This is a genomic window from Exiguobacterium sp. SH3S3 (assembly GCF_004337115.1).
In the GTDB taxonomy this organism is placed as follows: Bacteria; Bacillota; Bacilli; order Exiguobacteriales; family Exiguobacteriaceae; genus Exiguobacterium; species Exiguobacterium aurantiacum_A.
The window spans coordinates 1-20,721 of sequence record NZ_SJUU01000017.1; the positions used below are offsets into that span (position 1 = coordinate 1).

At 51.2% G+C, this 20,721-nt stretch carries 20 protein-coding genes and 1 rRNA gene; 7 read left to right on the forward strand and 14 right to left on the reverse strand.

Going from position 1 to position 20,721, the window contains the following annotated elements; genetic code table 11:
- From EVJ28_RS12930 to EVJ28_RS12940, 3 genes are all read right to left on the reverse strand, one after another.
- Window positions 1-64 (reverse strand): 16S ribosomal RNA (locus EVJ28_RS12930); the annotation flags it as partial.
- Window positions 65-354: 290 nt separating this feature from the next.
- A complete protein-coding gene (locus EVJ28_RS12935; RefSeq protein ID WP_236634167.1) occupies window positions 355-1,530 on the reverse strand; it encodes a PstS family phosphate ABC transporter substrate-binding protein in 1,176 nt (391 codons plus the stop codon).
- Window positions 1,531-1,562: 32 nt separating this feature from the next.
- Window positions 1,563-2,429, reverse strand: coding sequence for a nucleotidyltransferase-like protein (locus EVJ28_RS12940; RefSeq protein ID WP_131470752.1), 867 nt, complete (start codon window positions 2,427-2,429; stop codon window positions 1,563-1,565).
- Between the two features lie 172 nt (window positions 2,430-2,601).
- Between EVJ28_RS12940 and EVJ28_RS12945 the strand changes: the two genes are divergently transcribed.
- Window positions 2,602-2,961, forward strand: a complete 360-nt coding sequence (locus EVJ28_RS12945; protein WP_070328968.1) for a YgzB family protein — start codon at window positions 2,602-2,604, stop codon at window positions 2,959-2,961.
- A 28-nt stretch (window positions 2,962-2,989) separates the two neighbouring features.
- Here the strand turns inward: EVJ28_RS12945 and EVJ28_RS12950 are convergent, their stop codons facing one another.
- Complete coding sequence (locus EVJ28_RS12950) at window positions 2,990-3,376, reverse strand: Fur family transcriptional regulator (protein ID WP_370253835.1); 387 nt, start codon at window positions 3,374-3,376, stop codon at window positions 2,990-2,992.
- 238 nt (window positions 3,377-3,614) lie between these two features.
- Between EVJ28_RS12950 and EVJ28_RS12955 the strand changes: the two genes are divergently transcribed.
- Window positions 3,615-4,913 (forward strand): glutamate-1-semialdehyde 2,1-aminomutase, encoded by a 1,299-nt coding sequence (locus tag EVJ28_RS12955; RefSeq protein WP_131456937.1) that lies wholly within the window; start codon window positions 3,615-3,617, stop codon window positions 4,911-4,913.
- A 33-nt stretch (window positions 4,914-4,946) separates the two neighbouring features.
- On the opposite strand, the gene EVJ28_RS12960 is transcribed toward EVJ28_RS12955, so the two are convergent.
- Window positions 4,947-6,584, reverse strand: coding sequence for an ABC transporter substrate-binding protein (locus tag EVJ28_RS12960; RefSeq protein ID WP_161566988.1), 1,638 nt, complete (start codon window positions 6,582-6,584; stop codon window positions 4,947-4,949).
- 92 nt (window positions 6,585-6,676) lie between these two features.
- Here EVJ28_RS12960 and EVJ28_RS12965 point away from each other — a divergent pair, with 92 nt between their 5' ends.
- Window positions 6,677-7,909 (forward strand): MFS transporter, encoded by a 1,233-nt coding sequence (locus EVJ28_RS12965; RefSeq protein WP_131470746.1) that lies wholly within the window; start codon window positions 6,677-6,679, stop codon window positions 7,907-7,909.
- A gap of 53 nt (window positions 7,910-7,962) precedes the next feature.
- Entirely contained in the window at window positions 7,963-8,382 is a 420-nt protein-coding gene (locus EVJ28_RS12970; protein ID WP_131444189.1) for a thiol-disulfide oxidoreductase DCC family protein, read from the forward strand.
- Window positions 8,383-8,395: 13 nt separating this feature from the next.
- Here EVJ28_RS12970 and EVJ28_RS12975 read toward each other — a convergent pair whose 3' ends face one another.
- The 5 genes from EVJ28_RS12975 to mutY all read right to left on the reverse strand — a co-directional run bounded on the left by EVJ28_RS12975 (window position 8,396) and on the right by mutY (window position 13,497).
- Window positions 8,396-9,544: a DUF3238 domain-containing protein gene (locus EVJ28_RS12975; protein WP_131456929.1), complete on the reverse strand. Its 1,149-nt coding sequence runs from the start codon at window positions 9,542-9,544 to the stop codon at window positions 8,396-8,398.
- Between the two features lie 89 nt (window positions 9,545-9,633).
- Window positions 9,634-11,382 (reverse strand): ABC transporter ATP-binding protein, encoded by a 1,749-nt coding sequence (locus EVJ28_RS12980; RefSeq protein ID WP_131489207.1) that lies wholly within the window; start codon window positions 11,380-11,382, stop codon window positions 9,634-9,636.
- A 37-nt stretch (window positions 11,383-11,419) separates the two neighbouring features.
- The gene (gene ntdP, locus EVJ28_RS12985; RefSeq protein ID WP_021067741.1) at window positions 11,420-11,962 is read right to left on the reverse strand and encodes a nucleoside tri-diphosphate phosphatase; all 543 of its coding nucleotides are present in this window, start codon (window positions 11,960-11,962) and stop codon (window positions 11,420-11,422) included.
- A gap of 88 nt (window positions 11,963-12,050) precedes the next feature.
- Window positions 12,051-12,476, reverse strand: a complete 426-nt coding sequence (locus EVJ28_RS12990) for an SRPBCC family protein (protein ID WP_071399191.1) — start codon at window positions 12,474-12,476, stop codon at window positions 12,051-12,053.
- Window positions 12,463-13,497, reverse strand: coding sequence for an A/G-specific adenine glycosylase (gene mutY, locus EVJ28_RS12995; RefSeq protein ID WP_131456925.1), 1,035 nt, complete (start codon window positions 13,495-13,497; stop codon window positions 12,463-12,465). The genes EVJ28_RS12990 and mutY overlap by 14 nt, the downstream gene beginning before the upstream one ends.
- 109 nt (window positions 13,498-13,606) lie before the next feature.
- Here mutY and EVJ28_RS13000 point away from each other — a divergent pair, with 109 nt between their 5' ends.
- The 3 genes from EVJ28_RS13000 (at window position 13,607) to EVJ28_RS13010 (ending at window position 16,874) form a co-directional block, all read left to right on the forward strand.
- Window positions 13,607-14,566: a metal-dependent hydrolase gene (locus tag EVJ28_RS13000; RefSeq protein WP_236634168.1), complete on the forward strand. Its 960-nt coding sequence runs from the start codon at window positions 13,607-13,609 to the stop codon at window positions 14,564-14,566.
- A gap of 426 nt (window positions 14,567-14,992) precedes the next feature.
- Window positions 14,993-16,513, forward strand: coding sequence for an acetaldehyde dehydrogenase ExaC (gene exaC, locus EVJ28_RS13005; RefSeq protein ID WP_131489209.1), 1,521 nt, complete (start codon window positions 14,993-14,995; stop codon window positions 16,511-16,513).
- Window position 16,514: 1 nt separating this feature from the next.
- Entirely contained in the window at window positions 16,515-16,874 is a 360-nt protein-coding gene (locus EVJ28_RS13010; protein ID WP_131456923.1) for a DUF779 domain-containing protein, read from the forward strand.
- 59 nt (window positions 16,875-16,933) lie between these two features.
- Here the strand turns inward: EVJ28_RS13010 and EVJ28_RS13015 are convergent, their stop codons facing one another.
- The 4 genes from EVJ28_RS13015 to EVJ28_RS13030 are packed head-to-tail and all read right to left on the reverse strand — an operon-like array spanning window position 16,934 to window position 20,706.
- Window positions 16,934-18,004, reverse strand: a complete 1,071-nt coding sequence (locus EVJ28_RS13015; RefSeq protein ID WP_131489211.1) for an ABC transporter substrate-binding protein — start codon at window positions 18,002-18,004, stop codon at window positions 16,934-16,936.
- Complete coding sequence (locus EVJ28_RS13020; protein ID WP_131456919.1) at window positions 18,001-18,795, reverse strand: ABC transporter permease; 795 nt, start codon at window positions 18,793-18,795, stop codon at window positions 18,001-18,003. The genes EVJ28_RS13015 and EVJ28_RS13020 overlap by 4 nt, the downstream gene beginning before the upstream one ends.
- Window positions 18,792-19,613: an ABC transporter permease gene (locus EVJ28_RS13025; protein WP_131456917.1), complete on the reverse strand. Its 822-nt coding sequence runs from the start codon at window positions 19,611-19,613 to the stop codon at window positions 18,792-18,794. The genes EVJ28_RS13020 and EVJ28_RS13025 overlap by 4 nt, the downstream gene beginning before the upstream one ends.
- Window positions 19,600-20,706 (reverse strand): ABC transporter ATP-binding protein, encoded by a 1,107-nt coding sequence (locus EVJ28_RS13030; protein WP_131489213.1) that lies wholly within the window; start codon window positions 20,704-20,706, stop codon window positions 19,600-19,602. The genes EVJ28_RS13025 and EVJ28_RS13030 overlap by 14 nt, the downstream gene beginning before the upstream one ends.
- Between the last annotated feature and the right edge of the window lie 15 nt (window positions 20,707-20,721).

A 20,721-nucleotide genomic window follows, 5' to 3' on the forward strand; every position in this document is an offset into this window, starting at 1 on the left:
CGACTTGCATGTATTAGGCACGCCGCCAGCGTTCGTCCTGAGCCAGGATCAAACTCTCCAAAGAATTTGATATAGCTCTTGAAAATGACGAAGCTTGCGCTTCAATCAAAACTTGTAAAACTTTTTTGCCTCATCGTTCAGTTTTCAAAGTTCGTCTGTCGCGCTTGGCGACTCAATTAATTTATCACGTTTTCTGATTAAAAGTCAACAACTTTTTTCAAAAATTGTTTTTCTGGAATAATCATTTGCTGTGACAACGTTTATAACTATAATGCCTATTTACCACCGCGTCAATAAAAAATAACAAGAAAATAAAAAAAGATTGGATCTCTGTATTTAGAGACCCAATCCCAATCAATTTGTAGCCAGTGGCACGTATCCTGTCTTTTCAACAAGTGACTGTCCTTCTTCAGACGTCAGCCATTCGATGAACGGCTTATATTGCTCGTATTTGTCGGTCGTCGTGACCGCATAAAACTCGGATGTGATCGGGTACGTCCCGTCCCCGATCGTCTCGACCGTAGGCGCGACATCATCGACCCGTAACAAATTAATCGCATGTTCATCTACCATCTCCGTTGCATAAAAGCGGAACGAGAATCCGATAGCATTTTTGTGGTTTTGATAAGAAGCCGTCTGTTCGATGATGCCACCCATTCCTTCCGGGACATCCTCGACCGGGGCGTCCATAAGCTTTTTGTCCCCCATCAAACGCTGCAAAGCCGTTTGGCTCCCGCTGTCTTCTGGCCGTTGGAACGCTCGAATCGAATCTTTTTTACCACCGACTTCATCCCAACTCGTAATATCCCCTGCATAGATGTTTTGAATTTGTTCCAATTCGAGCGAGTCGACCGGGTTGTCTTCATGTACGAAAAAGACGAACGCCTCACGGCCGATCGGTGTCATCTGAAACTCTACTCCTTGTCGCTCAGCTACTGCCAACTGTTGATCGGACGGTCCGGCTACAAAGATGATATCCGTTTCCCCTTTAACCAATCGCTCATACGCTGTACCTGTCGTCGTCGAGACGACCGAGCTGACTTCAGGGCTATCGGGGTTATAATCCGCTTCAGGATAAACCGCCTCGACGAATGCAGCATACATCGGATACAGCGCCGTCGCGCCGTCTAGTCGGGGAATGTTTGTTCCAATCTCAAATGTTGAAGGCTTATCGAGTTCAGCCAAATCAGACTTAGGCTTGAACGGTTGATAGTCACGCAAGGAGACGCCACGTTCTTCAATCCGTAATCCCGCCGTATACACGTAATATCCTTTCACGGAACTAAAGAAAACAATCCCGACAACCGTTCCAATTAAAGCGATACGTTTGAGTTGTCCTTTCGATAACGACGAAAAGTCATATAGCGCCATAATAACAATCAAGAGAACGACCACGTACCAAATCGTCCAAATGATCGGCCGCTCACTTCCGAGAGGATCGCCCATCGCAAACAATCCTGTCACAATTGATAAGAATCCAGCCGCAACTATAATAAACACACTGCCGAGCAGAAATTTAGTAACCTTCATTCGATTCAGTTTCCCCATTCTCTTCTATATAGTTAAGCAATTTCATAAGCGACCGCTTCGACGCCTACTCCTTTTGTCGGACGTGTCACTGCCCGAACGTAACCTTTCCGGACTAAGAAACCGACGATGCTGCCGAGGTCGACTTTTAACTCTTGTAAGTTCGGGTGATCCATCAACTCCGAGAACGACCATGGTTCGTCACGTTGTTGCATCGCCTGCAAAAGTAACAACGTACCCGGCAAGACTTTAGATTGGATTAAATGCTCCATGCCGATGATGACCAGGTGAATACGTTGTTCGAGTGATTCGTGCCCGTTCACGAGTTCGTCGTGAAGCTTATACACTTCTAGGTCGAGTTTACGGACTTGCTTCCATAATACAATCTCCGGGTGGATTCCTGCCTCCAGGATGGAGAGCCGCGCCAAATGCGTGAGCGCATGATGGATTTGGGTGAACGCATCTTGATGCTCTTCCTGTAAGAACAGTCCGCGCCCATCTTCGAAACGTCTAAGCAGTTTGGCGAACGCGAGCGAGAGTTGCAGTCGTTGCTCCTCGTTCGAGAAATTGCGCAACCGCTGCCTGAGCTCGAGCAAAAACTCATTTCGTTCGAACAGCACCATGCCGTCTTCGATCCAATGGATGGCACGCCGATTCTCGTTCATTAGAATCCAACGATCCATCATCGAATCACTGACTATATGAAGAACGATTTTTTCTTGTCCGACTTGATAGTGTTTCACTGTCCAAAATGGTTCTTCCTTCGCTTCAATCACAATCAACAATCGATCTGATTGATCTGTTAATGGATCGCGCGGCCGTTTCTTCTTCACTTCAATGATGCCAAGCGTTGTTTTCAAGGCTGCATATTCTGAATAAATCGTTCGAGTCGCATATTCCATCGTCACCTTAATACCTTCTTTCTAATTAGTAAACGTCAATCGGTTCACACGATTATCTAATCTGATACAAAAATGATTCGCCTTCTTTTGAAATTCTCCTGCCACCGATTGTACGAACTTCTCAGCTTCGAGCAGATGAGCTATAGTAAAGACAGACATGGAGGGATTATGTATGAAAAAACGGGGGAATAAAATCAACCGCGCCAGAAACCTGGCCTTGCTGCTCGTGTTCGCTGGAATTGGGGTCATGTATCTCGGGCTACTCGCCAAAAGCATCGCGTGGCTGATGATTATTTTCATGTTGCTCGGTTTCGTGATGGTACTGTCGAGCTCGGCGCTTTACTTCATCGTCGGCATGGCGTCGACGAAAGCAATCATCGTCACTTGTCCGAACTGTGAGAAAGAGACAAAGATGCTCGGACGTGTCGATCTATGTATGCATTGCGATGAACCGTTGACGATCGATCAATCGCTCGAAGGCAAAGACTTCGATGAGAAGTATAACAAACGCCAATCACACCAGAACGACTAAAAAAAACATCCTCAGCCTGAGGATGTTTTTAATGTTTATGCGCTTGTTCAGTTTGGCAAGCCGGGCACGTCCCGTATACTTCGAGGCGGTGACGATCCACTTTGAAGCCTGTCAATTGAGAAGCGACCGCTTCAATCTCATCAAGGACAGGATAGTTAAAGTCGACGACTTTCCCGCACGTATCACAGATGATGTGATAGTGACGGGATGTCACAAAATCGAACCGGCTCGAAGCGTCACCATAATTCATCTCTTGAACAAGTCCGATATCTTTAAAGACACGTAAGTTGTTATAGACGGTGGCGACACTCATGTTCGGGAATCTACCCGAAAGTGCCTTATAAATGTCATCCGCTGTCGGGTGACTGTGCTCCGTGACGAGGTACTCCAAAATCGCCTGTCGCTGAGGCGTCATTCTGACTCCATGTTCTCGGAGCGACTGAACAGCATGGTCAAGCATTTCGCTTCCCACGTCAATCCCTCATTTCTTTTATTAGAATTTATGCGAAGTGTCTGTTTAGAATTAACCTATTTCTTACATAGTAATCTTTATAAATAGTGTACTGATTTCTAAACCCTTCGTCAAACGTTGAGCTTATGCGGTTGACGGCTGTGATACAATAATTGCGAATTTGTAAAAGGAGGCAATACATATGACAACAACATCAAATCGTAAAACTTCAGACGTTCTATATGAAGACGCATTGACGCATATCGTCGGGGGTGTCAACAGTCCCTCACGTTCGTTCAAAGCGGTCGGCGGCGGTGCCCCGGTTTATATGGAGCGCGGAGAAGGTGCTTATTTTTATGATGTGGACGGCAACCGCTATATCGATTACTTGGCCGCGTATGGACCGATCGTTACCGGCCATGCTCACCCCCATATCCACAACGCCCTCATCGAAGCGTCGGCAAAAGGGCTTCTTTACGGGACGCCTCACGCGCTTGAAGTCGAATTCGCCAAGAAACTAAAAGCGGCGATCCCATCGATGGACAAAGTCCGCTTCACCAATTCTGGAACCGAGGCCGTCATGACGACAATCCGCGTCGCCCGTGCCTACACTGGACGCGAACTCGTCGTCAAGTTCAGTGGCTGCTACCATGGCCATTCCGACTTGATGCTGATTGCGGCGGGAAGCGGACCGGCGACGCTCGGTTCACCCGACTCAGCCGGTGTGACCCGCGCCACGGCGAAAGAAGTTATCACCGTCCCGTTCAACGACGTCGAGTCGTACCGGGCGATGATGAACGAATGGGGCGATCAAGTCGCCTGCGTTCTCGTCGAACCGATCGTCGGAAACTTCGGGATCGTTGAACCAAAACCCGGCTTCTTGCAAGCCATCAACGAGATCACCCATGAACACGGCGCGCTCGTCATTTACGACGAAGTCATCACAGCGTTCCGGTTCACGTACGGAAGCGCCCAACAAGTGTACAACATCGAGCCAGACATGACGGCGCTCGGTAAAATCATCGGTGGTGGACTTCCAATCGGAGCATACGGCGGGAAAGCAGAAATCATGGAGACGGTCGCACCGCTCGGACCCGCTTACCAAGCCGGGACGATGGCCGGAAACCCCGCCTCGATGGCGACCGGACTCGCTTGTCTCGAAGTGCTCGAGCAACCGGGCGTCTATGAAAGATTAGATTCGTTAGGCGCACGTCTCGAAGCAGGGATCCGTGAAGCCGCGAGAACTCACGGCGTCACGATCACGCTTAACCGCCTGAAAGGCGCGCTCACCGTCTACTTCACGGACGAGATCGTCACGGACTACGAAGGAGCCGAGAAGTCGGACGGCGAAATGTTCGGTCGCTTCTTCAAATTGATGCTTGAGAACGGTGTCAACTTGGCCCCCTCGAAATATGAGGCATGGTTCTTGACGACGGAACATACGGAACAAGATATCGATGAGACGATTGCCGCAGTAAATCGCGCGTTCGCACAGCTATAAAACAAGGAGATGCCGCGGCATCTCCTTTTATGTTTATACGGACGGACGAATCCACAATTGATCATATCGCGGGTGACCGAACACATCGAGCGGTACATCTCCAAAGAAACTCGGAAAGCGGCGCTCACGAGCGACATGATACAGCGGGATGACGAGGGCCGCCTCAGTCAACTGGCGTTCGACTTCGCGATGCAGCATCGACCAAGCGCTCATGTCGGTTTGTTGATAGCGGTCCACCATCGCCCGGAGCTCCACTTCATTCGCGAGCAACTTGCCGACAAGCGACAGTTCACTCGTCAAAAAGGCAAGGAACGCCAAATCGAGATCTTCACTCATCATCTCTCCGCATAAAATCAAATCGGCACGGCAAAGTGTCTCATCTTGTAACAAAGACCCAATCGTATACGTCTCAGTCTCGACGGTAAACCCGGCCGTCCGTAACTGTGTAGCCACGAGCGCCGCGTCTTGCGCCGCCACTTCAAACGGCAAGTGCAACAGCCGGAGCGGACGCTGACAAACCGTTCCCTCCCCGTGCACGTGAACGGGACGACTCGTCTCCGGAAAAAATCCGTGTGCTACTTGGTGGCGCTCTCCTCCCATCTCCACGAACGCCTCTTTTTGAATCGCTCGTTGAATCGCACGACGCGCCGGCGCATCGTCCTTCAACCAGGACTGCCTCATGTTGAACACGAGATAGCGTGCTCCCGCCTCGGCGATCCACTTCACGAGGCTATGGTCGTCACGGGTGCTCCATTTCGCATAATCCGTTTCGGAAAACGTGACGAATTCAACCACATCCAAAGACGGTCTCGGCCGGAGCCCACGCTCGAACGCCCTTAAACGTACGACTTCCTCCGACGTCTGCTCCAGCTTGAACGGCCCCGTCCCCACGACCCCTTCGGCCCCTTGATACGTGATCGAGGCCGGGGTTTGGGCGAGAAGTCGTTCGATATAGGCCATATGTGCTTTCGTATGTAAATCGATGACGTACGATGCTTTGGACTCGATCCGTTCGATCGGTGCGAACAGCCATACTTGTTTGCCATGATCCAATAACCGATTCAACGAGTAGACGATGTCCTTGGCCGATAGCGTCACCCCGTTATGAAACGTTACCCCTTTGCGGATATAGCAACGAAATCCGAACGGCATCTCCTCTATATAGTGGGCGAGCGAGGGCTGGACAGTCGTCCCGTCCCATTCGAACAGGCGGTCGAAGACGTGCCGTGACAAAGACGCCTCCATCGCGATGTGGATATCGAGCGGATCGAGCGATTCGAGCGCTCTCGTCCGGGGAAAAATGAACCGGTCTTCTTCAGTCTGCTCAAAGCCAAAACGGCTCCAAATAAGTGCTTGAATCACTTCTCGCAAGGCGGGTGGCCAGTCCCATTCCAACCACTTGGCCGCATCGGCCATCGAGGCCTGAACGAAAGACTCATCGATCCAAGCTCTCAGGGTTCGGTCAAACTCCGGCTGAAAGCGGAGCACCGATTCATGGCCTCGTCCTTTCCCCGGCCGATACTCCACCCACCCGAACGTTTCCCACGCCTTCATATCCCGTTTCACTTGTTTCTCGCTATAGCCGACCGTATCGACCGCTTCCCGTAGCGTCAGTTCCACTTTGTTCTGTTCCAACGCACGACGATAAATCGCCACCAGCTTCGCATTCATGTCGTTCCCCCTAAAAGTGGACATCTAAAAATCATTTGTCTCTTTTTACCAAGTGTAGTCCACGTTTAAAGTAGTGACAAGGAGGTGCTCGCATGAAATTCAAAGATTTCCCATTAAATGTTCGACTCCGACTCGTCTGCGGCTTTTTTATCCGTATCGTCGGCTCGGCTATCTTTCCATTCATGGCTTTATATTTTTCCGAAGAACTCGGCAAAATCGCCGCTGGAATCATCATGACGTCGTTTGTTGTCGTCGGTTACGTTACCGGCTTGTTTGGCGGGTACTTCTCAGACCGTTTCAACCGCAAGCACGTGCTTCAAATCGGTCAGATCGTCCAAATCCTTTGTTTTATGGGGATGACGGTCGCCATTCATCCGTCGAATAACTGGGCGCTCGTCGTCGCCGTGCTTTACTTCGGTCACGCCGTCGCGAACGGATTGAACTACCCTGCTCTCGAAGCCATCGTCATCGATTCGATGGAAGAGTCGAACCGTAAAGCGATTTACGTGTATGACTACTGGCTCGTCAATTTGGCGATTGCCGGGGGCGTCATGCTCGGAGGTGCTTTTTATCGAGACTATCGTTTCGGACTATTCGTCGGGATGACGCTCGTGTTGACGATCACGACGCTCGTCTTGCAACGTTTTCTCGTTGATAGCTATAAAGGAAACCGTTCGACGTCTGCTAACCCGCTCGTCGGCGTGTATCAAAACTATCGAATCGCACTCAGTGACCGTCGTTGGATGCTGTTCGTCCTCGGTAGTATGCTCGTCTTCTCGACCGAGTTCCATATGGCAAACTATATCGGTGTCCATTTGGCCGAATCGTTCACAGAACGGTCGATCGTCGGCGTCCCGTTTGACGGTGTACGCATGATGGCGTTCATGCAGCTTGAGAACACGTTGCTCGTCGTCGCCATCACGTTCGCGGTGACCGCTTTCGTGAAACGCTACCGGGAAAAGTATATCTTCTTCATCGGCTTATCCTTATACGTGACGGCCTATGCCGCGATTACGTCAATGAACTCGTTCATCACGCTTGCCGTCCTCGCCATCGTCTTCACCATTGGGGAGTTGCTCTATTCACCGATTCGACAAGTGAAACAAATCGACTTGATCGACCCGACTCGACGGGCCTCATACCTCGCCTTCGGAGGCTTGACGTTCCACGGGGCGAAACTTGTCGCCGCAGCCGGCATCGTCGTCGGCGCGTTCATCGGGCCGGTATTCATGAGCGGCTACATGTTCTTATTTGGCGCCCTTGGAGGTTACCTTTATTACGTCTCGCTCTACAAGATGGAGCCTGCCCGTCAGCTCGCCGCTTGACGTTTGAGCATTCGTTCGAACGGATAAAGTCAGGAGAGAAGGAGGCGCTCCCTATGCCAGCCATTGTGTTATTTGACGGAGACTGCAACTTTTGTGACGCCAGTGTGCAGTTCATCTTAAATCGTGATTCAACAGGAAACTTCCATTTCGCCTCACTTCAAGGTGAGGCCGGACAAGCAATCCGAAAACGTCATCGTATCCCGGATACGGTCGATAGCATCGTTTTGATCAAAGGCGGCGTCCCTTATTTGAAATCGGACGCGGCGACCCGAATCGCCGAGGGGTTGGACGGGAACTGGCGGATGCTTCGCTTCATCCGACTCGTCCCTAAACCGCTTCGTGATTTTGGTTACGACATCATCGCGAACAACCGCTATCGCTGGTTCGGTCAGAAAGAGACGTGCAAACTACCGACCCCAGAAGAACGGAGTCGCTTTATCGACCAAACACCAAACCAGCCGACTCATCAATGAGCCGGCTGGTTTTTTAGTCCATGCATGTCAAGTACGTCCAGTGGCACTCCGGCATCGGATTGCCCATAAAGCTGACCCCAAGGTCGTCCGCCCGGTGGATCGTCATCCACGGTGCATCGCCGACTTGGACGTAGACTTCATGATGCGGCGACTGGGTGTGACTTCCGGACAGTTTGAACGTCGCACTGTTTTTAAGTGCCGTGACGATGGTGTATTTAATATCCGGCGCAACGACGAGCGGATTGCCTACCGAATGTTGCAAACGAAATGCAGCTTTCCCCCGCTCGATGTCGACATCTTCTACATACACGCGGTCGACCGAAGCGACGTCTTCGCCCGTCAATCGATGATGCTTCGTATACCCGCGGGTAACGTTCGCATCTTTTTTTAACGAGATAATCGGAATATCGGTCAACCCCTCGACTTTCACTTCCGTCCGGGTCCGATATTCGGTCGCATGGACGTTATAAGGACGTCCGTCCCCTTCAAAATACGGATGCGGTGACATCAGGTTCGGGTTTTTAATCATCGGCGGACGAATGAACGTCTGGACACGCAGGTTAATGCCGTCGACCGTGGCCACGTCCGGACGTGTCGGACTGACGAGGAAATACATCGTGAAGAGCTCCTTGTCACGTCTCGTATCCGACTTCATCTCTTTCGCGAGCGACATCGCTTTTCCGACCATATGCACGAGACGGGTCCCAGGTTTATCATCTCGCTTGACCGGACGCAAAGCCCGAACTTCATAGAGCGTCGGTTGTTCGAGCGGTGTCTCGTCGATGTATCCGCTCCCGACGATTTCCGCGATACGGCGTCCTTCACGATATACCGCATACGTGTCGACGTCCGCGATTGGGTCCCACTGTAAATACGTTCCGCTCGGCGCCACGACCGCCGACGTCAGATGACGATTCCAATACAAGTCGTCGTTTGGATTAACGGCCGCAGTATACAGTTTTGCCACTTCGCCAAACTCGTCCGAGATGCGGTAAGCGACTTGCTCCCCAACGCTCGTCTCCCGGTCGACATAATGCTGATCCGTCCCCTCATATACGCACTTCCCGTTGCGTGTCACGCGCACTTTCCCATCAAACGACCACGTTAACTCTAACCCGTCGTTGAGCGGACGGACATTGATCAATCCTTCCCCATTTATCATCGTGTCATCCCCCTTTTGGCATGTCGTTTCTTCATTCCCGTCTACTAGATACGGAAAACAAAAAAAGACTTCGAGTTGAACTCGAAGCCTCACTCCACGACAGCTAAGTCTTGGATCATATACAAATCATAGTAAGCGCCACGGCGACGCATCAATTCTTCATGCGTTCCCGCTTCCATGATTCGACCGTTGTCGACGACGACAATTTTATCGGCGTCGGTGATCGTTGATAGGCGGTGGGCGACGATGAGCGTCGTCCGTCCTTTCGTCAATCTTGCGAGCGAATCTTGGATCATCGACTCACTCTCGAGGTCGAGCGCACTCGTCGCCTCATCGAGAATGATGATCGGCGGATGTTTGAGGAAGACGCGGGCGATGGCAAGACGTTGCTTCTGTCCCCCCGACAGCTTCACGCCTTTTTCTCCGACCGGCGTGTTGTAACCGTCCTGCAAGTTCATGATGAACTCGTGGGCGTTGGCCGCTTTCGCAGCGGCGATGACGGCATCGTCCGTCGCTTCCGGATTTCCCATCCGGATGTTCATGGCGACCGACTCACTGAAGAGAACCGAATCTTGCATGACCATACCGATTTGGTCGCGAAGGGCCCGGAGTTTAAAGTCACGGACATCGACGCCGTCGATTTTGATACTGCCGTCCGTCACGTCATAAAAGCGTGGAATCAAACTGACGAGCGTCGATTTCCCGCCGCCGGACATGCCGACGAAGGCGATACGTTCCCCGGACCGGATGTGCAGGCTGACGTCATGCAAAGCACGCGTCCCTTCTTTCTCATAGGCAAAGCCGACACGATCGAGTTCGATATCCCCGGCCGTCTGCACCGGCACGAACGCATCGCGTTTCTGTTCGATATCATACGGCTCATCGAGAAATTCAAAGACCCGGTCCATCGACGCGACCGACTGCGTGAGCGTCGTCGCCGAGTTGACGAGACGACCGAGCGGTGCGTAGAGGCGGTCGATATAAGCGATGAAAGCGACGAGTGTCCCGAGCGTGACGTCACCTTGTAAGACGAGCCAAGAAGCCGACGTAAAGATTAAGATCGGCGCGATGTCCGTGATTGTCGAAACGACGACGTACGTCTTCGCATTCCAACCTGTATGGCGAAGTGCGGCTTTCAAGAAGCCACCGTTCTGTTCTTCAAACGCCTTGTTCTCATACGGCTCGAGCGCGAAACTGCGGATGACAGCCATACCGTTGACACGTTCGGTCAAATGGCCTTGAAGATCAGCGAGTGCGGCCGAGCGTTCCCGGGTGAGGCGGCGCAAGCGTCCATAGAAGTAGCGGACGGCGATCGCATAAAACGGGAGCGGCAAGATAGCGATGAGCGTCAGTTGCGGGTCGATCGTATACATGATGGCGATCGCGATCAAAATCGTGACCATGTCGAGCCAAATGTTCATGAGTCCCGTGATGACGAAGTCTTTCGTCTGTTCGACATCGTTGATGATGCGCGAGATGATCTGCCCGGTCTTATTGTTCGAATAGTAGCGAAGCGACAGCTTTTGCACGTGGTCGAACAATCGGTTCCGAACGTCGAACAAAATCCGCGTCGCGGCCCATTGTGCCAAATATTGCCGCAAATACTCGATCGGCGGCTTCAAGACGAGGAAAATGAAGAAGACGATACCAAACAACCAGACGAGTTCAGTGTAGTCGGCGGCCGGTGCACCTTCTGTCAAATAATTGTCGATGACGTATTTGTAGAGCAACGGTAAACCGAGCGGGATCGAGAATTTCAAGATCCCGACGAAAATCGTCAAAGCAATTTGTTTTTTATATGGTTTTACGAACTGTAAATAGCGTCTAACACTTCCCATAGAGCCCTCCTTCAAGAAAAAAAGCGGAGATGAGTATTCATCTCCGGTAACGTGCTTCGTATTCGCGATACCATTCATCGACGAATGTTGGGTTGAACGGCCCTTTCCGTCCTCGAATCCAGTTGATAAGTTCTTGAACGTTCTGTTTCAAGATTCGATCAATCGCTTTCGGATAATTCATTTCGCGACGATGCCGCTCATATTCATCCTCATCTAAAATCGTGTACGACATATCCGGGAACACTTTAATATCTAAATCGTAGTCAATGTACTTGATGGCTCGTTCTGCCCCATCGAACGTTGTCGGCGAACCTAGATTACAGTAGTAGTAAATCCCGTCTTCGCGAATCATACAGATGACATTAAACCAAAACTCAGATGAAAAGTAGCAAATTGCCGGCTCTCTTGTTCTCCATTGCCGGCCGTCTGATTCACTGACCATGATGCGGTCGTTGAACCCAATCATATCCGTTTTTGACGATTGAAGGACGAGCGTTTCTTCCCAAACGCGATGCAAAGTCCCGTTGTGCTTGTAGCTCTGTATCTCGATCTTGCTACCTGCTTTGGGAAATAAGCTCATAAGCTCCTCCTTTCCGCTATGATGCTGTACATTCTCATTTTTAATTATAGCGACTTTCAGAACCAATGAAAAAGGAAATCTCTTATTTTCACGAATTTAGTGCTTTTTGGAAGGCGACGGCTCGTCCTGCGAACATCGGACGGAGAATAAACTGCTCGACAATCGCTTCGGGTAAGTAACTATCGAACGTCACTTCATCGACCATGACGGCCTTCCCATCGACTTCTTTCACACTGTGAACGTGACAAAACCGTTTGAACGGGAACGGCAAAGTCACACCTTGGTCACAAAATGCGTGCCGCCCCGCTAACGTGATCGCACTGATCCACGGCAGCGTGACCGGTCCGACACCGACACGGAGATGGATTCGATTACCTTCTACGGATGCGCCATCTCCGACGAGCGTCACTTCTGGAAACGTCGTCAGTTCAGATAAAAGCGACGCGTCTTGCAACAATTCCCACAACGCCTCGACGGAAGTGTCGAACGGCGTTTCGACGTCAAACTGTCTCATTTCTATCCCCTACCAATCGTTCTAGTTTTTGTTGGGCAACCGACACGGTCAACACATCCCGCTCGTCCCCGGCGAGCCAAATCCAATCCTCGTCCGGCAACGTTTCGACCTCATATAAGTCGACGTACCAGATGATGTGTGAAAACACGTGTTTCACTTGTCCAATATAGGTTCCGTTTAACTGTTCCCCCGTTCCACGATCTGTAAGCGGGTATTGCCACATTCCCGCGAGCAGACCTGTATCGGGCCGCTGAACGTAGGCGATGCGACCGTCACGTTTACAGTAGAGGGCATCGAACATCTCGATCCGGGCCGCTCCTTTTTTCGTCTTGACCGGAAGCTCATCCTGGACGTGATGCGCATAGGCGTAACATTCGTCTTGGACCGGACAGAGCGAGCACATCGGATTTTTCGGGGTACAGACGGTCGCACCGAGCTCCATGACAGCTTCATTAAAATCGGAGGCGTGCTCCGGGTCCATCAGGCGCCGAATGACTTGATCAAAAATCTTCCGTGTTTTTGGTACGGCGATATCTTCATAGATGCCAAACTGGCGGGCCATGACGCGCATGACGTTCCCGTCGACGGCAGGCTCGGGCTGATTGTAGGCGATCGAGAGCACGGCTCCGGTCGTATACGGACCGACCCCTTTCAATTTTTCAAACAGTTCTTTTTCCTCCGGTACGACGCCGTCATACGTAGAGACGACTTCTTTTACCGCTTGATGGAGGTTACGGACGCGCGAGTAGTATCCAAGCCCTTCCCAATATTTGACGACCTCGTCGGGATGAGCATCTGCTAAGTCCTCGATCGTCGGGAAACGGTCCATGAATCGGTTGTAATAAGGGATGACCGTATCGACACGCGTCTGTTGGAGCATGACTTCGCTCACCCACACCCGGTACGGATTTTTCCCGTGCCGCCACGGCAAATCGCGTTTTTCACGATCGAACCAGGTGAGTAAATTTTCATTGAACTGACGAATAGTATAATTTGTGAACAATTTATCAATATCGAGCATTTTGTTTCCCCTCGTTTTAAAAATATTGTATGATGGTAGCGATCATTGAACGTCGTTTCTTTATTAACGGAGGTGCTGAAGCACATTGGATACTGCGACACACATTGGAATGGGCCTTGGTTTAAGCGCCCTTGCGACACTTAGCCCGGAAGTAGCAAATGATTCGCAAATGTTCTTGGCTATGACGGCTACCGCTCTTGTCGGTTCGCATGCGCCAGACTTTGACACCGTCTTCAAACTTAAAGGAAACAGCACTTATTTACGCCAGCACCGCGGTCTTTCACACGGAATCACCGCACTTCTTGCTTGGCCGATCATCGTCAGTGCCATCATCGGTATGGTACTTGGCGTCAACCCTGCTTCATTATGGGTCATGGCACAAATCGCGGTATTGTTACACGTCACCGTCGACTTGTTCAACGCTTACGGGACGCAAGCCCTGCAACCTTTCTCGAAGAAATGGATTGGCTGGGGCGTCATCGGAACGTTTGACCCTTACTTGTTCTCTGCTTATTACGGGGCATATGTATTATGGCTTATCACAGGGGCAACTGTCCCGATTTTTGCACTGCTCATTGCGCTCGTTATCAGTTACTATGCGATTCAGTTCAAACTACGTAACCGTGCGCTCGCAACGGTCGCTCGTCACTTCGCCGGTGCCCATGAGCTCTTCATCTCACCGGGTATCGGTTGGGACGACTGGCACGTCGCCGTTCGTTTCCGCAACGGACTCGGTGCGGTCAAAGTGAAAAAAGGTGAAGTCATCGAATGTGGCCGCTTCCGTGACAAGGCGATGCCTGGCGAAGACGACCTGCATTTCGTCGAAGCACGTAAAAATGCAGACTTGCAGTCGTTCTTGGCATTTTCAAAAATTCACACATACACGGTCACACGTCATAACGGCATGATCGAGTATCGGTTCACAAACTTGCGCTACTTCTCGAAAGACATCTACCCGTTCGTCGCTGTCGTCATCGTCGACGAAGAGTCGAACGAAGTCTTGTCTTCGTTCACCGGTTGGGTGTTCAGCGAAGAAAGCTTACAAAAGAAACTTGTCTATGAACAGTAAAAAGTCGCTCTCACGAGCGACTTTTTCTTATGCTTCAGACTCCGTGAATTGGAGCTCGGATTCGAACGTCTCCTCGCGCGTCGTCCCCCGAATCGTCAAGTTACCGGTCAAAACGAACTCGTCAGGCTGCCCGTTCGCATTAACCGCAAACTCGATAAACGTGATTAAGCTTTGCGCCGGGTCGACCTAATCTATTTTTGCCGTGAGTGCGTCCACTCCTTCGATTTGAAACTGATTCCACGATACTCTGTTTGTGGCAAATATTGGCTTCAAAACATCTCGACAGAATTGTGTCAAATTATTGTCAAAAAATTTTGACTTTTATCACTACAACCCGTTAGGATGAAAAAGGGAGCTATTGGCTTACTACAAAATGTAAGCGCATACATCAAACCCCTATACTTTACGGAAAAGGGAGGAACGATCATGATTTATGAAGTACCGAACTCTGCAGGCACGAAAGTCCAGTTCAAGGACCGCTATGAGAACTACATCAACGGAAAGTGGACAGCACCTTCAGGGGGAGACTATTTTGAGAACACCTCTCCGGTAAATGGTAAAGTGTTATGCGAGGTCGCGCGGTCGACGAAAGAAGATATCGAGCTGGCACTGGACGCGGCCCATGCCGCCAAAGGCGCCTGGGGCAAAACGTCGGTCACCGAGCGCTCGGTCATTTTAAACAAGATTGCCGACCGAATGGAAGAAAACCTTGAGATGCTCGCTTACGCGGAGACGTGGGAGAATGGAAAAGCTGTCCGTGAGACGTTGAACGCCGACCTGCCGCTCGCGATCGATCACTTCCGCTATTTCGCCGGTGTCATCCGCTCGCAAGAAGGCGGCATCAGCGAGCTCGACAACGACACGGTCGCCTATCACTTCGCGGAACCGCTCGGCGTCGTCGCTCAAATCATCCCATGGAACTTCCCGATTTTGATGGCAATCTGGAAAGTCGCACCGGCACTCGCCGCCGGTAACTGTATCGTCTTAAAACCGGCCGAACAGACACCGGCTTCGATCATGGTACTGATGGAGCTGATCGAAGACTTGCTGCCGCCAGGCGTGCTCAACATCGTCAATGGCTTCGGACTCGAGGCTGGGAAGCCGCTCGCCTCAAGTAACCGTGTCGACAAAGTCGCGTTCACTGGCGAAACGACGACGGGTCGATTGATCATGCAATACGCGTCGCAAAACATCATCCCGGTGACGCTCGAACTCGGGGGCAAGTCACCGAATATCTTCTTCGCCGACATCATGGACGCGGACGATGATTTCTTTGACAAAGCGATCGAAGGGCTCATCATGTTCGCGTTAAACCAAGGCGAAGTGTGCACGTGTCCATCGCGTGCCCTCATCCACGAGTCGATTTATGAGCCGTTCATGGCACGCGTCCTCGAACGCGTCAAAGCAATCAAGCTCGGCAACCCGCTCGACCCTGACGTCATGATGGGTGCTCAAGCATCGAACGAACAGCTGGAGAAGGTTTTATCGTATCTTGAGATCGGAAAAGCCGAAGGAGCCGAATGTTTGATCGGTGGTGAGCGCAACATGATGGACGGTGACCTCGCCGACGGCTATTACGTTCAACCGACCATCTTTAAAGGTCACAACAAGATGCGCATCTTCCAAGAAGAAATCTTTGGTCCAGTCTTGTCGGTGACGACGTTCAAGGACGACGCGGACGCGCTCGCCATTGCGAACGATACGCTCTATGGTCTCGGCGCCGGCGTCTGGACACGCGATATGAACCGGGCTTATCGGTTCGGCCGTGAGATTCAAGCGGGTCGTGTTTGGATCAACTGTTACCATCAGTATCCGGCCCATGCCGCGTTCGGCGGTTACAAAATGTCCGGGATCGGCCGTGAGAACCACAAGATGATGCTCAACCATTACCAACGCACGAAAAATATGCTCGTCAGCTACAGCGAACAAAAACTCGGGTTCTTTTAAGATGGTGCGTCGCGTCGAGGCCACCCCCGCCACGCTCGCGCTCCTCGAGCAGTTGCTTGCGAAACACGGTCCGCTCCTGTTCCACCAGTCGGGTGGTTGCTGTGACGGGAGCTCACCGATGTGCTTCCCGCAAGATGAGTTCATGATTGGCGATCACGACGTCCTGCTCGGAGAGATCGGCGGCTGTCCGTTCTATATCCACGAGAAGCAGTATGAGTATTGGAAGCACACCCAGCTCATCATCGACGTCGTCGACGGCCGGGGCGGCATGTTCTCGGTCGAAGGTGTCGAAGGGAAACGGTTTTTGAGCCGTTCCCGTGTGTTCACAGACGATGAGCGTGCCGAGTTGCAACAGATGTGAATGGAGTAACCCTTCTACAAACACAAAAAGTCCCGCTCAACGTTTGAGCGGGACTTACTTTATTTACTCTGCATTTTGAAGCGCAAGTACAACTCGTTGTAATACGCGTTCATGCGTTTGCCTAAGTTTTCGTACACTTCAAGCTCATCTGTCACTTCTTTAGACGGATAGAACCGTTCGTCTGATGTGACTTCTTCATCTAAAAATTCAAGTGCTGCTTCGTTCGGTGTCGAATACCCGACGTAATCGGTATTTCGTGCCGCGATTTCAGCATCGAGCATGAAGTCGATGAATTGATGTGCCCCTTCAATGTTTTTAGATGTGCTCGGGATGACGAGGTTATCGAACCAAAGATTCGTCCCCTCTTCCGGGATCACGTACGTCAACTCGTCGTTCTCGTACATGATCTCAGAAGCGTCACCCGACCAGACGACGGCTGCGGCTGCTTCACGATTGGCCATGAGCATTTTGATCTCATCACCGACAATCGCTTTAATGTTCGGCCAAAGCGTTTCGAGCTTCGCTTCTGCCTCGAGCAGTTCATCACGGTCCGTCGTGTTGAGCGAATAGCCGAGCGAGTTAAGACCGAAGCCCATCACTTCTCGTGTCCCGTCCGCTAGCAAAATATCATTCTCGAGCGGCATGTCCCACAAGTCGTTCCATGATGTGATGTCACCGTCGACGAGTTCAGGATTGTAGACGATCCCGACCGTACCCCAGAAGTAAGGGACCGAGTACGTGTTGTCAGGGTCGAACGACTTGTCGAGGAAGCGTGGGTCGATGTTATCGAAATTTTCGAGTTTGTCGTAATCGATCGGCAAGAGCAGATCGTCTTCGATCATCTTACTGATCGCATAATCGGACGGGACGGCGATATCAAACGCGGTACCGCCTTGCTGAATCTTCGTCAGCATCGCCTCGTTCGAGTCGAACGTCTGGTAGATGACTTTAAGTCCGGTCTCTTCTTCGAATTCGCCGATCAAATCTTCATCGATGTAATCGCCCCAGTTGTAGACGACAAGTGTGTTATCGCCGCCAAACCCTTGGGACATGTTGATTTGATACACCCAAACCAGCAAACCGAAACTGACGAGGAGCGGCACCGTCAACATGATGACTAGTTTTTTCATCGTCTTACCTCCTTCGCACTCCGTTGTGCGAGTACGTAATACCCGAGGACGAGTATGAGCGTGAACACGAACAAGAGTGTCGACAAGGCGTTGATCTCAAGTGAGATCCCTTGGCGTGCCCGTGAGTAGACCTCGACGGCAAGCGTCGTGAAGCCGTTACCCGTGACGAAGAACGTCACCGCAAAGTCATCGAGTGAATACGTCAGCGCCGTGAAGAACCCTGCGAAGATACCTGGCGTGATATACGGCAAGATGACTTTTGTGAGCACGTCCCACGAGCTCGCTCCAAGGTCACGCGACGCATCGATCAGTGTCGGGCTCATCTCTTGAAGCTTCGGTAACACTAAAATGACCACGATCGGAACCGAGAACGCGATGTGCGCCAAGAGAACCGAATAGAACCCGAGTTGAATGCCGAGCATCGTGAACAAAATGAGGAACGACGCTCCGATGATGACGTCCGGGCTGACGATCAAGACGTTGTTGAGCGATAAGAGCGACGTCTTCGTGAACCGTTGCCGCGCCGTATAAATGGCAAGCGCCCCGATGACACCGAGCACGGTCGAGATGGTCGCCGACAAGAGAGCAATGATGATCGTGTTCAAGACGATGACGAGCAGACGGGTATCTGTGAACAGTGATTTATACCACTCGAGGGTGAACCCTTCAAAGTTACTCATCGTTCCCCCACTGTTAAACGAGTAAAACACTAGATAGAGGATCGGTGCGTACAGGATAAAGAACACCGCAATCAAATACAGATTCGCTAACTTGAATTTTTTCTTCTTCATCGACGCACCGCTCCTTTCGCGCCCCAGTCACGTGTGATGACCATGACGAGTACCATCGCCAAAATCAAGAACACAGCGATTGTTGACCCCATGCCCCAGTTTTGCGTGACGAGAAATTGTTGTTCGATCGCCGTCCCGAGCGTGATGACACGGTTTCCGGCAATGAGGCGCGTGATCATGAAGAGCGACAACGCCGGAATGAAGACGATTTGAATCCCTGACTTCACCCCGTCGAGCGTCAATGGGAAGATGACGCGACGGAACGTCGTCCAGTTCGAGGCACCGAGGTCACGCGACGCGTAGACGAGCGACGGCGGTAACTTCTCGATGGCGTTGTAGATCGGCAAAATCATGAACGGGATGAAGATGTAAACCGAAACGAATACGAAACTGAAGTCCGTGAACAAAATTTGTTTCGTCCCGATGCCGATCGCCTCTAAAAATTGGTTCGTGATGCCGTACGTTCCAAAAATCCCAAGGAACGCGTACGCTTTCAGCAATAAGTTGATCCATGATGGCAAAATAATGAGCAACAGCCAGAGCTGCTTATGTTTCGTTCTCGTCAATAAATACGCGGTCGGATACCCGATGAGAAGCGAGAAGGACGTGATGAGAAACGCATACCAAAACGAAGACAGTGTCATCGTCAAGTAAGTCGATGTGAAGAACATCTGATAGTTCTCTAAACTCAAGTTTCCTTCGATATCAAAAAATGAGTAGTAGACGACGAGGAGGAGCGGCGCGATGACGAACAGCACAATCCATATCCAGTACGTCGTCAAATAGACCGTCTTGGCGGTTTGACTAGTTTGATTCATGGGCGACCTCCTCATACGATTCGAGACGACGGTCAAACTCTTCTTCGGTCTCGCCTAGGCGCATGACGTGAACCGCCTCGTCATCGAACGTGAGCCCGATTTTCGACCCGACGACTGATTTCTTCGTCGAATGGACGAGCCACTCGTTGCCTTCTTGGTCGTAACAGCAAATCTCGTAATGGACGCCACGGAATAGTTGCGAGTCGACATCGACGACGAGTTTCGCCGCGTCGACCGACGTCATCTCCAAGTCTTCTGGACGAATGATGACTTCGACTTTTTCATTGCGGTCAAACCCTTGGTCGACACAATCGAACGTCTTCCCGGCAAACGTGACGAGGTGATCTTCCGGCATCACACCAGGAACAATGTTCGACTCCCCGATAAAGTCAGCGACGAAGCGGTTGATCGGCTCGTCATAAATGTCTGTCGGTGTCCCGCTTTGAACAATCTCCCCGTTGTTCATGACGAAAATCTCGTCAGACATGGCGAGTGCTTCTTCTTGGTCGTGGGTAACGAAGATGAACGTGATGCCGAGACGCTGTTGAAGTTCGCGCAACTCGTACTGCATCTCGGTCCGAAGTTTAAGGTCGAGCGCTGAAAGCGGTTCATCGAGCAAGATGACTTCCGGTTCGTTGACGATGGCACGGGCGATGGCGACGCGTTGACGTTGTCCGCCTGACATCTCATCGATTTCACGTGATTCGTAGCCTTCCAAGTTGACGAATTTGAGTGCTTGTTCGACTTTCGTCTTGACGTCCGCTTCTTTCATCTTCTTGATGCGCAAACCGAAAGCGACGTTCTCGTATACGTTCAAGTGCGGGAACAAGGCGTAATCTTGGAAGACCGTGTTGACTTGACGTTTGTTCGCCGGCACGTCGTTGATCCGCTTCCCGTCGAACTCGATATCACCTTCTGTCGCATCGGTGAATCCGGCGATGATCCGCAGAATCGTTGTCTTTCCGCATCCCGAAGGACCGAGCAGCGTATAGAATTTCCCACGCTCGATTTCAAAGTTAATATTCTCTAAGACGACAGTATCGTCGTACCGCTTCGACACGTTGTCAAAACGAATGATCGTTTCTGGGTTCATTTGGTTTCCTCCCTT